This is a genomic window from Egibacteraceae bacterium, from assembly GCA_035540635.1.
Taxonomy (GTDB): domain Bacteria; phylum Actinomycetota; class Nitriliruptoria; order Euzebyales; family Egibacteraceae; genus DATLGH01.
Map to the genome: position 1 here is coordinate 38,289 of DATLGH010000033.1, position 13,555 is coordinate 51,843.

11 protein-coding genes are annotated in these 13,555 nt (G+C 75.3%); 2 read left to right on the plus strand and 9 right to left on the minus strand.

Annotated elements, in window-relative coordinates:
* Window position 1: 1 nt before the first annotated feature.
* The 9 genes from VM324_05825 to cofD all read right to left on the minus strand — a co-directional run bounded on the left by VM324_05825 (window position 2) and on the right by cofD (window position 10,339).
* A complete protein-coding gene (locus VM324_05825) occupies window positions 2-964 on the minus strand; it encodes a P1 family peptidase (GenBank protein HVL98790.1) in 963 nt (320 codons plus the stop codon).
* Window positions 965-998: 34 nt separating this feature from the next.
* Window positions 999-2,045, minus strand: coding sequence for an alpha/beta hydrolase (locus VM324_05830; GenBank protein ID HVL98791.1), 1,047 nt, complete (start codon window positions 2,043-2,045; stop codon window positions 999-1,001).
* A complete protein-coding gene (gene alr, locus VM324_05835; protein HVL98792.1) occupies window positions 2,042-3,199 on the minus strand; it encodes an alanine racemase in 1,158 nt (385 codons plus the stop codon). The genes VM324_05830 and alr overlap by 4 nt, the downstream gene beginning before the upstream one ends.
* 300 nt (window positions 3,200-3,499) lie before the next feature.
* Window positions 3,500-5,038: an NAD(P)H-hydrate dehydratase gene (locus VM324_05840; protein HVL98793.1), complete on the minus strand. Its 1,539-nt coding sequence runs from the start codon at window positions 5,036-5,038 to the stop codon at window positions 3,500-3,502.
* The gene (locus VM324_05845; protein ID HVL98794.1) at window positions 5,035-5,436 is read right to left on the minus strand and encodes a holo-ACP synthase; all 402 of its coding nucleotides are present in this window, start codon (window positions 5,434-5,436) and stop codon (window positions 5,035-5,037) included. The genes VM324_05840 and VM324_05845 overlap by 4 nt, the downstream gene beginning before the upstream one ends.
* A 4-nt stretch (window positions 5,437-5,440) precedes the next feature.
* Window positions 5,441-7,318 carry a glutamine--fructose-6-phosphate transaminase (isomerizing) gene (gene glmS / locus VM324_05850; GenBank protein ID HVL98795.1) on the minus strand — a complete coding sequence of 626 codons (1,878 nt, stop codon included), beginning with the start codon at window positions 7,316-7,318 and terminating at the stop codon, window positions 5,441-5,443.
* An 89-nt stretch (window positions 7,319-7,407) separates the two neighbouring features.
* Window positions 7,408-8,304, minus strand: a complete 897-nt coding sequence (locus VM324_05855; protein ID HVL98796.1) for a DUF3105 domain-containing protein — start codon at window positions 8,302-8,304, stop codon at window positions 7,408-7,410.
* 107 nt (window positions 8,305-8,411) lie between these two features.
* Complete coding sequence (gene cofE, locus VM324_05860) at window positions 8,412-9,422, minus strand: coenzyme F420-0:L-glutamate ligase (protein HVL98797.1); 1,011 nt, start codon at window positions 9,420-9,422, stop codon at window positions 8,412-8,414.
* Window positions 9,416-10,339 (minus strand): 2-phospho-L-lactate transferase, encoded by a 924-nt coding sequence (gene cofD, locus VM324_05865; GenBank protein HVL98798.1) that lies wholly within the window; start codon window positions 10,337-10,339, stop codon window positions 9,416-9,418. The genes cofE and cofD overlap by 7 nt, the downstream gene beginning before the upstream one ends.
* A 125-nt stretch (window positions 10,340-10,464) precedes the next feature.
* On the opposite strand from cofD, the gene VM324_05870 reads away from it, so the two are divergent.
* Together VM324_05870 and VM324_05875 are read left to right on the plus strand one after the other, a co-directional pair.
* Window positions 10,465-12,027, plus strand: a complete 1,563-nt coding sequence (locus VM324_05870; protein HVL98799.1) for an AAA family ATPase — start codon at window positions 10,465-10,467, stop codon at window positions 12,025-12,027.
* 112 nt (window positions 12,028-12,139) lie between these two features.
* Window positions 12,140-13,555: an NCS2 family permease gene (locus VM324_05875; protein HVL98800.1), complete on the plus strand. Its 1,416-nt coding sequence runs from the start codon at window positions 12,140-12,142 to the stop codon at window positions 13,553-13,555.

The window sequence follows — 13,555 nt, forward strand, 5'->3', positions numbered from 1 at the left end:
CTCAGCGGGCGGCGCGCGGGTCGGCGGGGAACCCGGGGATGCCGGTGGCGTGACGGACGCCGGCGCGGATCGCCCCGGCGACGGCCTGCGCGCCGAGGTGGGCCACGAGGTCCACGGTCGCCGGCACCCGCTGGGTGGCGAGCAGGAAGAGCGCGTCCCCGTCGAACGTCGTGTGCGCCGGCGTGACCGCCCGGGCGATGCCGGAGTGAGCGAGGTCGGCGGCGCGCACCGCGTCGGGCTTGGTGAGCCGCGCGTCGGTGACCAGGCAGCCGATCACGGTGTTGCCGTCGGGCGCCTCGTCGGCCACCGCCGGCGCCTCGGCGGTGTCCGGCGCGGTGGGCGCCCAGCCAAGTGGGAAGCGCGCGACGTCGTCGGGCGCGCGGCTGCCGGCGAGCACCGCGCCCTGCTCGTCGAGCACGTCGCCGAGGGGGTTCACCGCCACGAGCGCGCCGACGGTCACGCCGCCGCCCCGCGCCACGTCCCAGCCCTGCCCCCCCTTCGACCCGTACCGGATCCCCGCAGCCTTGCCCACCGTGCAGCCGGCGCCGACGCCGACCGAGCCCATCGGGGGGTCGTCCTCGGTCGCCGCCTCGCATGCGGCCCAGCCCGCGTCGCGGCCCGGGCGGGGTGCGCCGGGCTCCCGGAGGTCGAACACGATCGCCCCGCCGACGATGGGGATGCGGGCGACGGTCTTGTCGTAGCCGATGCCGCGCGCCTCGCACCAGTCGACGACCCCGTCGGCCGTTGCGAGGCCGAACGCGCTGCCACCCGACAGCACGATCGCGTGGCACTCCCGCACGCTGCCCGTGGCGCCGAGCGCGGCGACCTCTCGGGTGCCCGGCGCCCCGCCGCGCACCGCCGCCGCCCCGAGCGCGCCGCCGGGCGCGACGATGACCGTGCAGCCCGTGTGATGGGTCGCGTGCGTCCAGCACCCGACCCGGACCCCGTGCACCCCCAGCGCCACGGTCAGGCGCCTGTGCCGGGACGCGGTCGCGTCTTCATCGCGCGTCGGGGAGGGTGAGGACCCGGCGGGCGAAGGCGCGCAGGTGCGCGGTCACCGCCTCGTGCGCCTCGAGGGGCGCCATGTGCCCGACGCCCTGCAGCTCGACCAGGCGCGCGTCGGGCAGCAGCTCCGCCAGCTGACGCGCCCCCGAGGGGGGCGTGAGGCGGTCGAGGTCGCCGGAGATCACGAGGGCCGGCACCGACACGCCGCGGGCGGCGTCGGTGAGGTCGAGCGAGGTGAACGCGGGGATGAGCGCCGCCCGCACCGCCGACGGACAGCCCATCGACAACCGCTCGGTGAACGCGACGTGCGCGGGTGAGGCGTTCGGCGACAGGGAGATCGCGCGGATGAGCAGGAACGTGAAGTCGCTCGGGCGTGCCCCGAGCGGTCCGGGCATCCCGACGAGGCGGGGCAGCAGCGCGTCGGCCACCGCGGGCAACGCGTTCGTGGCCACCGCCGCGGCGCCGCCGAGGACGCCGCCGATGATGTCGGCTCCCGACGTGCTCACGAGCGCGAGCCCCGCGACACGGGGCCCGAGCAGCTCGCCGTGTTCCTTCGCGAGGGCGAGCGCGCTCATCGCCCCCAACGAGTGACCGGCGACCACCACCCGCTCGCCGGGCGGCACGCACCGCTCGATGACGGCCGCGAGGTCACTCGCGAGCGCGTCCATGGTGTAGTCGCCCGTCTCGGCCTCCGCGCTCGCGCCGTGCCCGCGCTGGTCGTAGCTCACGACCCGGAACTCCTCGGAGAGGTCCCGGCGCTGGTAGTGCCAGGCGTCCTGGGTCATCGTGTAGCCGTGCGCGAGCACGATCGCCGGCGCGTCGTCGGGCCCGAGGATCTCGGCGTGCAGGCGGGTGCCGTCGGCCGCGGTCACCTGCCGGGGACGGCCGGTGACCGCCCTGGCGAGCTCGACCGCCTCGGGGTCGCTGCCGTCGCGCATGTCCGCGGCGGCCCGCCGCTCGGCCAGCCACCCGAGCACCGCCCCACCGGTGGCGGCGCCGGCGACGGCTGCGGTGGTGAGCAGTCTGCGGCCGGCCCTCATCCGCCGTCCACGTACACGCGGGGCACGCGTGGCCCGATGGTGCACACGACCTCGTAGCTGATCGTGCCGAGGAGACGCGCCCACTCCTCCGCGGTGACCCGTTCGCCGTCCTGGCTGCCGATGAGGCAGACCTCGTCGCCCGCCGCGCCCCCGTCGGGCCCGAGGTCGATCATGAGCTGGTCCATGGTCACCGTGCCGACCATGGGCACGCGGCGGCCCGCGACGAGGACCTCGCCGCGGTTGGTGAGGGCCCGCGTGACGCCGTCGGCGTAGCCGGCCGGAACCGTGGCGACGAGCGTGTCGCGCTCGGGGCTCCATCGCAGCCCGTAGCTGACCGGCTCCCCCCGCGCGACCCGCTTGACGAGGGCGAGCCGGGAGTACCACGTGAGCGCGGGGCGCAGCGGCGTCGAGCTGGCGAGGCCCGGGGCCGGTTCCAGCCCGTACACCGACAGGCCCGGGCGGACCATGTCGTAGTGGTCGTCGGGCAGGTGCAGGGTGCCTGCTGAGTTGCACAGGTGGACGAGCTCCGGACGCAGCCCGAGGGCGGCGGCAAGGTCGAGTCCCCGCCGGAACGCCGCGGACTGGCGGGCGATGTAGGGGTGGTCGGGCTCGTCGGCGACGGCGAAGTGGCTCCACAGGCCGACCGGGCGCAGCCACGCCGCGTCGCGGACCCGGCGCAGCGCGTCCTCCCAGTCGTCAGCCGGCACGCCGACCCGGCGCATGCCGGTGTCGAGCTTCACGTGGACGGCAGCGGGCGTCCCGCGCTCGGCCGCCGCGGCGTCGAGCGCGTCGGTGAACGCCGGGGTGTAGACGCTCGCGACGAGGCCGGCGTCGAGCAGCGCCCCCGCCGCGGCGGGCGGCGGCTCGGCGAGGACGAGCACCTGCGCGTCGATTCCCGCGTCGCGCAACGCGCGGCCCTCCTCGACGAGGGCGACGGCCAGCCAGTCCGCCCCGCCGGAGAGGGCGGCCCGGGCGGCCGGCGCGATGCCGTGGCCGTAGCCGTCGGCCTTGACGACGGCCATGAGGCGGGGTGCCGCCGCCTGCGCCTTCAGCGCGGCGACGTTCGCGCTGATCGCTGCGAGGTCGACCTCCACCCACGTGGGGCGCTGCCCGGGTGGAGCGGCGCGCGCGCTGCGGACACGCAGGTCAGACACGCTGGCGGCCTTCCGGCGGGGTCGCTGCTCGAGGTTCCCCCTAAGGGTAACGAACTGGCGGCCTTCGCTCGCACAACGGGATCTCGCCGGCGGGGCCGACGCCGAAGGTCCGCGCCGGCGGGGCCGACGCCGAAGGTCCGCGGGTGGATCACGTGGTGGTTGTCGGTCCAGTCCAGCGGGGCGTGGCAGCCGACGAACCGGTCGCGCGCACCTGCCCCGCGGCACCCGCCCTTGACGGTGAGCGGTAGCCAGCCATGGGAGGTTCCGTCGGAGCGGGGCGCGTGGCGCCCCGGGCGGCGACTACTGCCCCGTCTCCGAGCGCATGGCCGCGGGCACGGCGCCGGCGACGTCGAGGGCGGTGACGGAGCGCTCGCCCCGAGACGCGGCGAGCTCCCCCGCCAGGCCGTGCACGTAGACGGCGACCGCCACGGACTCGGCCTCCGGACGCTGTGCGAGCAGGGTCGCGACCATCCCGGTCAGCACGTCGCCGGTCCCGCCCGTGGCGAGGGCCGGGCCACCCGTCGGGTTGACCCAGACCCGCCCGTCGGGCGCAGCGGTGAGCGAGCCGGCGCCCTTGGCGACGACGACGGCGCCCCACCCCTTGGCCCGCTCCGGCACGAGCGTGGCCCGCCGCGCCCAGGCCTCGTCCCTCCCGCCGGGCAGCAGGCGGGCGAGCTCCCCGGCGTGAGGGGTGAGCACGAGCAGCGTCGACGCGTGGTCGGCGAGGGTGTCGGGACGGGCGGGGTCGGCCTCGGCGCTGAACGCGTTGATGCCGTCGGCGTCGAGCACGAGGGGCACGTCGACCTCGGCGACGACCCGGCGAACGAGCGCCACGGCCGCCTCGGAGCGCCCGAGACCCGGCCCGACGGCGAGCGCGTCGGCCCCCTCGAGCGCCGCGGCGAGCCGCGCGAACGCCGCGTCGGGGTCGTCGTCGGGCAGCGCCGCGGTGAGCGCCTCGGGGACCGCCGGAGCGACGAGGGGCAGGACCGCCCCGGAGGTCGCGAGGGTGACGAGACCCGCCCCGGCGGCCATGGCGCCACGTGCGACGAGGGCGGCGGCGCCGCTCATGCCCGCGGACCCGGCGAGCGCGACGACGACCCCGCGCGTGCGCTTGTGAGCGGTCGGCTCGAGACGGGGCAGCAGGGCGGCGACGTCGGCCCGTTCGAGCACGGTGGCGACCGGGGCGTCCGCGCCGTCGGCGATGCCGAGGTCGCCGAGGACGAGCCGGCCGCAGTGGCCACGGGCGGGCCACAGGTGCAGGCCGCGCTTGTGCGCGCCGAGGCTGACGGTGAGGTCGGCGCGCACCGCCTCGCCCGGCACCGCGCCCGTGTCCGCGTCGACTCCCGTCGGCACGTCGCAGGCGACCACGGCCATGCCGCCGCTGAAGCTCGCGGACCGGTTGAGCTCGCCGACCGCCGAGCGGTAGGGCTCCCGCGGCTGCCCGGACGCGCCGGTGCCGAGCAGGCAGTCCACCCCCACGTCGGCGCCGGCCAGCGCCGCTCCGACGCTGGCGACGAGCCGTCCACCGGCGGCGTGGTAGCGCGCGAGATGCTCCGCGGCGTCGGGGGAGAGGTCCCCGGCCCCGCCGACGAGGCAGACGCGCGGAGCCGCCCCCGCGTCGAGCAGCCGCCGCGCGGCGGCGAGGCCGTCCCCGCCGTTGTTGCCGCGCCCGGCGAGGATGCCGACGCGCAGTCCGTAGCCGCGACCGCCGACGTCGACGACGCCCCGGGCGAGGTGGCCCGCCGCGCGTTCCATGAGCGCGCCGCCGCTCACCCCCCGCGCGAAGGCACGGCGGTCCATCTCCCGGACCTGCGCGGGAGTGTAGAGGGGGATGCTCACCGGGCGCCCTCGCCGGAGCGCCCCTCCGCGACGGCGTGGGCGATCGCGAGCTGCCCGCTCGTCGTCAGCGACACGTGCACCCGCTCGACGCCGAGACGCTCGGCGACCGCGGCCGCGCCGTCGTGAAGCACCACCTCGGGTTTGCCGAGCGGGTCGGAGCGCACCTCGATGTCGCGGAACGCGAAGCCGCGCAGGCCGGTGCCGAGCGCCTTGGCCACCGCCTCCTTCGCCGCGAACCGGGCTGCCAGCCCGCCCACCCTGAGCTCACCGCACCGCGACGTGCAGCTGACCCGCTCCGTCTCGGTGAACAGCCGCGCCGCGAGACCGGGCGTCCGCCGCAGGGCCGTGCGCATCCGGGCGATCTCCAGGGCGTCCACGCCCACCCCGACGACGCCCACCGCGTCACTCGACGGTGACGGTCTTGGCGAGGTTGCGGGGCTGGTCGACGTCGCGGCCGAGCCGTGTGGCGATGTGGTAGCCGAGCAGCTGCAGGGGCACGACGGTGAGCACGGGGTAGAGCAGCTCGTGGACCTCCGGCACGTAGATGACGTGGTCGGCGTGCTCCTTGATCTCCGTGTCACCCTCGGTCGCGATCGCCAGGACCACCGCGCCGCGGGCTTTGACCTCGGCGATGTTCGACACCATCTTCGCGCGCACGTGGCCGCGGGTGGCGAGCGCCACCACCGGCCCGCCCTCGTCGATGAGCGCGATGGGGCCGTGCTTCATCTCCCCCGCGGCGAACCCCTCGGCGTGGAGGTAGCTGATCTCCTTGAGCTTCAGCGCTCCCTCGAGCGCGATCGGCAGGCCGACGTGGCGGCCGATGAACATGACGTAGCGCGCGTCGGCGAACTCGGCGGCGAGCTCGGCGACGGCCGACTCGGACTCGAGCACCTCCTCGATGAGCGATGGCAGGGCCGCCATCCGCGCGAGCTGGTCGCGGCACTCGTCGGGGAACAGCGACCGGCGCGCCTGCGCGAGGTAGAGCGCGAGGACGTTGAGGGCGACGATCTGCGCGACGAAGGTCTTCGTCGCGGCCACGGCGATCTCCGGACCGGCCCGGGTGTAGAGGACCGCGTCGGCCTCCCGCGCGAGCGCGCTGCCGACGACGTTCGTGATCCCGACGACCTTCGCCCGCTGGTCGCGGGCGTGCGCGGCGGCGGCGAGCGTGTCGAGCGTCTCACCGGACTGGCTGATCGCGACGACGAGCGTCGAGGGCGACAGGATCGGGTCGCGGTACCGGAACTCGCTGGCGATCTCGATCTCCACGGGGATGCCCGCCCAGTGCTCGATGGCGTACTTGGCGACCATGCCCGCGTACGCGCTCGTCCCCGTCGCGATGATCGCCACCTTGTCGAACGTCCGGAAGTCGTCGGGGTGGATGCGCAGCTCGTCGAGCCGCACGCGCCCCTCGGCGTCCGTGCGCGCGAGCAGGGTCTCCCGCACGGCCCTCGGCTGCTCGTGAATCTCCTTCAGCATGAAGTGGGGGTAGCCCTGCTTCTCGGCGGCGTCCACGTCCCAGTCGACCTTGCGCCGGTCACCCTCCGCGGGGTTGCCGGCGGCGTCGGTGACGGTGATCCCTCCCGGGACGAGGACGGCGACCTGGTCGTCGAGCAGCGCCTCCACCTCCCGGGTGTGGGCGATGAGCCCCGTGGCGTCGCTGCACAGGAGGCTGGCCCCGTCGGCGCGGCCGAGGATCAGCGGCGCGCCCCGGCGGGAGGCGACGATCACCCCGGGCTGCCTGCGGTCGACCACGGCGATCGCGAAGGCGCCCTCGACCCGCGCGAGCGCCGCCCGCACGGCCGCCGCCAGCGCGCCCCCCGGGGTGTCCCCGACGCCCTGCGCCGCCCCTCGCCGCTCGTCGTGGAGCGCGGCGATGAGCTGCGCGAGCACCTCCGTGTCGGTCTCCGACGTGAACTCGCTGCCCGCGGCGGCGAGCTCGGCCTTCAGCTCCGCCCAGTTCTCGATGATGCCGTTGTGGATGACCGCGATGTCACCGGCCATGTCGAGGTGCGGGTGAGCGTTGCGGTCGCTCGGCTCACCGTGGGTGGCCCACCGCGTGTGGCCGACGCCCGTGGTGCCCGACACCTGCTGCCCGTCGAGGGCGCGCCGGAGCTCGGTGAGCTTGCCGGCGCGCTTCACGACCCGAAGGCTCGGCTGGGCGGCACGCGACACGACCGCCACCCCGGCCGAGTCGTAGCCGCGGTACTCGAGCGTGACGAGCCCGCGCAGGAGGACCGGCAACGCCTGCTCGGGACCCGTGTAACCGATGATGCCGCACATGCCTACGGTCCTGGCACCTTCCTCGCGGGCGTCCGGCCGCCCTGCCGCTCGCGCCTCATCGTAGCGACCGGCACGGGCGGCGACCCGTCCTACGAGTCAGTGTCGGTGTCGGTGTCCGTGTCGGTCCCGGCGTCGGTGCCGGTGCCTTCGACGTCCTCGGTCTCCGCGCCGCCCTCGTCGTCGGGAAGCGGCTCGTCGGGCGTCTCCTGGCCGAGCGGCGGGAACACGAGCGGCCCGTCGACCTCGTTCGGGTCGAGCTCGCCCGGCTGGCCGCCGAGGTGCGGCCCGACGCGCGCCTCGGGCGCCCGCTCGTTGTTCATGTGCTCGCGGATGAAGTTGAGCGCGATGCCCGGGTCGAAACGGTCGCACATCTGCCGGCGCTCCCAGGCGACGAACGCGAAGTTCTTGTCGTCGTCGAGGGGCTGGTTGTAGGGCGCGACGACGATCTCCTGGTCGCCGTCGTCGATGCGCTCCTGCGCGAACTCCTTGAGGGCGGCGATGTCGTCGGGGTCGGCGCCCTCGTCGTACCACATGACGACGTAGCCGTGCTCGAGGTTGTGGGTCGTCACGCGCTCGTCGACGTACTCGTCGTACACGCCGGTCGCCACGACGCTCGCGATGTGCTGCCCCGACGTGGTCGGCAGGTGGTCGTAGACCCCCTCGGGCGGGTTCGCCGCGAGCTCGCCCTCGCCGAAGTGGCCGGCGCCGAGCGGAGGCATCTCCTCGTCGGTCGTGCAGCCGAGCTCCTCGAGGCGCGCCTGGGCGGCCTCGATCAGCTCCTGCTCGGCGCGGCGCTCCTCGATGTTCTGCCAGACGAAGTAGCCGACCGCGCCGATCAGCAGCAGGCCGACGAGCAGGTACGCGCCCATGCGCTTGCGTCGGGCGGCTGCCGCTGCGGCGCGCTCCGCCTCGAGGCGTTGGGCGCGCCGTGCCTTCTGTCGTTCGCGCTTGCTCTGGGCCTCGTCGGGTGACTGCTCGTCGGACACGGTGACGTTCGTCCTCTCTGTGGTCGCAGCAGGCGCGCGCGGCCCGTCGCGGGTCGTGGCGGGGCTCGCAGCCCGTGGCTGCGCCCGCCGGCAACATGCCCGCCAGTCTAACGACCGCGATCGTCGGATGGCTCCGCCGGGCGGCCCCCCACGACGACGACCGTGGCCTCCTCGCCGGGACGGGGCGGGCGGCGGGCCGCGAGGTAGCCGAGGTCGACGAGGGCGGCGATGGCCGCGCCCGCGCCCGCGCCGGCGTCGAGGTCGGGCCCCGCGACGGCGACGACCCCGCCGGCCGACGCCACGCGCACCCCCGCGCCGCCGACCCGTCGCGCCGCGCCGGCGGCCCGCTCGAGGTCGGCAGGGTCGACGCCCGCGGCCACCGGGCTCGCCGTCCCGAGGGTGTCCGCCAGCGCGCCGCGCCCGCGCCGGAACAGGTCGTCCTCGGGCCGGCGGCGCAGCAGGCCCGCGCCGGCCCGCTCGTCGGCCTCGTAGACGTAGCCCCGCACGACCACGACCGGGACCCCGTCGGCCTTGCGCCGCACGAGGTCGGCGGCGGCCGCGAGCTCGTCGGCGACAGCCACGCAGGTCGCCTCGAGGCGGTTGCCGTGGCGGTCGACGCCGCCCCGCTCGTCACGGAGCGGGTGCAGGCCCGCCACGCCGATGGCGACGTCGGTCACGCCGGTCCGCCACGGACGCCCGAAGGTGTCGGCGACGATCACCGCGACCTCGACCCCGGCCACCGCACGCAGGCCGGCGCGCAGCGCCCGGGCGCTGCGGTCGGGGTCGGCGGGCAGGCGCAGGAACGCGCCCCCGGGGACGTTGGAGGCGTCGATGCCCGCGTTCGCGCACACGAGGCCGTGGCGGGTCTCCACGACGAGCGCCCCGGGGGCGTCGACGACGACGCGGGCGGCCTCCGCGCGCGCGAGCCGGCGGCGGGCCGCGGCGCGGTCCTCGCCGGGCCGCGCCCACAGCAGCGCCCCCTCGGCCTTGCTCACGACCTTCTGCGCCACGACGACGACATCGCGGTCGCGCAGGTCCGCGCGGGCCGCGACGAGCGCGGCGAGGTCGTCGCCCGCGCTCACCTCGGGCAGGCCGCTGACGGGCAGGACGGTCAGCACAGCGCGAGAGCGGCCCGGGCGACGTCCTCGGCGACCGCGGGGGTACGCATGATCGTGTCGGTCACCGCGACCCGCAGCCCCCTGGCCTCGAGTGCGGGCGCCGCGCCCTCGTCCGCACGGTCCATCACCCACCCGTCGAGGAAGTCGGCGTAGAGGCCCGCCACGCCCGCCGCCGAGGTGCCCGCGCCGGCGGCGGGCAGCAGCCGGTCGGCCATGCCCCGCACGACCCTGCCGCCCACGATGGGCGACACCCCCACCACCGTCGGGTCGACGAGCGCGTCGCGGATGCCCGGCACGGCGAGGATCGTGCCGATCGACACGACGGGGTTGGAGGGGCAGAGGAGCACCGCGTCGGCCGCGGCCATCGCCTCGAGCACGCCGGGAGCCGGGCGCGCGGCATCGGCACCGTCGAGGCGGACCGCGGCGACGCGCGGCTCGCCACGCTCGCGGATCCACCACTCCTGGAAGTGGAGGTCCCGCCCGTCCGCCGTGCGGATGCGCGTCGCCACGGTGTCGTCGGTCATGGGGAGCAGCCGAAGCCCGAGTCCCCAGGCGGCGGCGATGGCCGCGGCGGCCTCGCTCGGCGTGCCGCCACCGGCGAGGATCTCCGAGCGGACGAGGTGGGTGGCGAGGTCGCGGTCGCCGAGGGTGAACCAGTCGGGGCGCCCGTAGCGCTCGCGCAGCTCCGTGCTCACCGTCAGCGTCTCGCCGGCCCGGCCCCAGCCCTGCTCCGGGTCCGCGCCACCGCCGAGGGTGTAGCAGATCGTGTCGAGGTCGGGGCTGATCCGCAGGCCGTGCACGACGAGGTCGTCGCCGGTGTTGGCGACGACCGTGAGCGCCGACGGGTCAACCACCCGCACGAGCCCGGCGAGAAACCGCGCTGCGCCGATGCCTCCGGCGAGGGCGACGACCTGCATCGCCGCGGATCCTATCCGGCACCCGAGGTGGCAGGCGACGGGCGGACGCCGAGGTGCTGCTGTTGCTCAATGAGCGAAACATGTAGCGTTGTCGCGTACTGCCTACCGCCCATCGGCCGGGAGCCATGAACTTCTTCCTCGAGATCGTCACCAGAGTCGAGTTCATCGTCGCGGTCGTCGTCATCGTCGGCGGCACCCTCGCCATCCTGCTCGTGCAGCGCCGCAAGGCGCGGGCGGCGCGCGCGGACCAGCGGCCCGCGCTCCAGCCGGTGCCGGTGCCCACGGCCGACGACGAGCACGTCGCGGTCCCCGTCGCGAGCGCCGACCATCCGCGGGTGACGTTCGCGGACGTCGCCGGCCTCGACGACGCGATCGCCGAGCTGCAGGAGGTCAGCGAGTACCTCGCGGACCCGGACCGCTTCCGGCGCCTCGGCGCCGAGCTGCCCAAGGGCATCCTCCTGCACGGCCAGCCCGGCTGCGGCAAGACGCTGCTCGCCCGGGCGCTCGCCGGCGAGACCGGCGTGCCGTTCTTCTCCGTGTCGGCGTCGAGCTTCGTCGAGAAGTACGTCGGTGTCGGCGCCGCCCGGATCCGCAAGCTGTTCGAGCAGGCGAAAGCGGCCGCGCCGTCGATCATCTTCATCGACGAGCTCGACGCCCTCGGCAGCCGCAGCAGCTCCGAGGCGCAGGGCGAGCGGGAGTTCGACCACTGCCTGAACCAGCTGCTCGTCGAGATGGACGGCTTCGCCGGCACCGCCGGCGTGCTCGTCGTCGGCGCGACGAACCGTCCCGAGCTCGTCGACCCGGCGCTCATCCGCCCTGGCCGGTTCAACCGGAGCATCGCCATCGACCGGCTCGACCGCGACGGGCGCGAGCAGGCGCTGCTGCTCCACGCCGGGAAGCGCCGGGTGTCACGCAACGTCGACTGGACCGAGGTCGCGAACCAGACCGCGGGGCTGTCCGCCGCCGACCTCGCCAACCTCGTGAACGAGGCGGCGCTGCTCGCCGCCCGCCGCCACCACCCGCTCGTGTCGGCCGACGACGTCGAGGAGGCCATCACCCGCGTCCACGCCGGCCTGCGCCGCCCGCGGATGCTCAGCGAGGAGGAGAAGGAGATCGTCGCCGTGCACGAGGCGGGTCACGCGCTGCTGTCGCTGCTGCTGCGCGGCGCGAAGCCCCCCGCCCGCGTCTCGATCGTGAGCCGCAGCGGCGCGATGGGCAAGTCGTTGTGGGCCACCGACGACGACCAGATGATCCTCACGAAGCGCCAGCTGCTCGCCCAGCTCATCCTCCTGCTCGGCGGCCGCGCGGCCGAGCTCAACACCTTCGGCGAGCCGAGCACCCGGGCCGAGGACGACCTCGAGCAGGCCGCCGCGGTGGGCCGGCGCATGGTCGAGCGCTGGGCGATGACCGGTCGGTTCGAGCTCGCCGGCGGCAAGAAGGACTCGGTCGCGCGGCAGTTCGAGGGCAGCGCCGGCGGGCAGGAGGTCCGCCAGCTGCTCGCGCAGGCCGAGCGGGCTGCCCGGGTGATCCTCGGCGACCACGCCGGCCGGCTGCGCCTCATCGCCGGGGCACTGCTCGAACGCGAGACACTCACCGCCGCCGAGCTCGACGAGCTCGGGCGGGGCGTGCCGCTCACGCAGGGCGTGCCCGAGCCCGTTCGGCGCCCGCTGCGGCTCCGGGGCGCGTAGCCCGGGGGACACGGTCCAGGGCCCCCGTGGCCGCTGGACCTCGATCGCCGCTCCCGATTCACCCACGGCACGACCGTATGCTGCGGCGAGCAGGAGGGGGGAGGTCACGCACATGGCGAGTCGCACCGCGCCGGGGGCACCCCGGCTGGAGCGCCGCTTCCGGCTGTCGGAGCGGGGCACGAGCGTGCGCACGGAGATGGTCGCGGGCGTCACGACGTTCATGACGATGGCCTACATCCTCTTCGTGAACCCGGCGATCCTCGGCACGCCCGGCCCCGCCGACGACGGGCTTGCGTTCCCTGCCGTGCTGACGGTGACCGCACTCGTGGCCGGTGTCATGACCATCGCCATGGGCGTCTTCACCAACTACCCCTTCGCGATCGCGAGCGGTCTCGGCCTCAACGCGGTGGTGGCCTTCCAGCTCGTCGGCGGGGAGGGCATGACGTACCCCGAGGCGATGGGCGTGGTCGTCGCCGAGGGGCTGCTGCTCACCGTGCTCGTGCTCGCGGGCTTCCGGGAGGCGGTCATGAACGCCATCCCCCTCGAGCTGAAGAAGGCCATCGGCGCGGGCATCGGCCTGTTCATCGCGATCATCGGCTTCGCGAACTCGGGCATCGTCATCCCCGGTCCGGGCGCCGGCGGCCCGGTGCTCGCCCGCGGCGACGTCGACTCGGCGCGCATCGCGGTGTTCGTCGTCGGCCTGCTCCTCACCGCACTCCTCGTCGCCCGCCGCACGAAGGGCGCGCTGTTGTTCGGCATCCTCGGCACGACCGTGCTCGCCACGGTCGTGAACGCCGTCGCCGGCGGCCGGCTGTGGGACGACGTCGGCGAGGGCGTCGCGCGGCTGCCCGAGCAGGTGCTCGCCCTCCCGGACTTCTCCCTGCTCGGTGCGTTCTCGTTCGGGTTCGTGCGGGTGGGCGCCGTCGCCGCCGTCCTCGCGGTGTTCACCCTCCTCCTCGCCGACTTCTTCGACACGATGGGCACCGCCATCGCCCTCGGCTACGAAGGCGGCTTCCTCGACGAGCGGGGCAGCCTTCCCCGTATGCGGCGCCTGCTCGTCGTCGACGGGATGGCCGCCGCGTTCGGCGGGGCCGCGTCGGCGTCGAGCGCCACCACCTACATCGAGTCGGCCGCCGGCATCTCCGAGGGCGGGCGCTCGGGTCTTGCGAGCGTCGTCACCGGCGTGCTGTTCCTCGCGGCGCTGTTCATCTCCCCGCTCGCAGGGGTGATCCCCCCGGAGGCGACCGCGCCGGCCCTCATCCTCGTCGGCTTCCTCATGATGTCGGTGATCCGCGACCTGCCGTGGGACGACTACAGCGTCGCCATCCCCGCCTTCCTCACGATGGTCGTCATGCCGTTCAACTTCTCCATCACCGACGGGATCGGCTGGGGGTTCATCAGCTACACGGTCATCCAGCTGGCGCTCGGCAGGTGGCGCAACGTCCACCCCCTCATGGCGGTATCGTCGCTGTTCTTCTTCGTCTACTTCGCCCTCGACCCCATCCGTCGCCTCGTGGGGCTGGGTTGA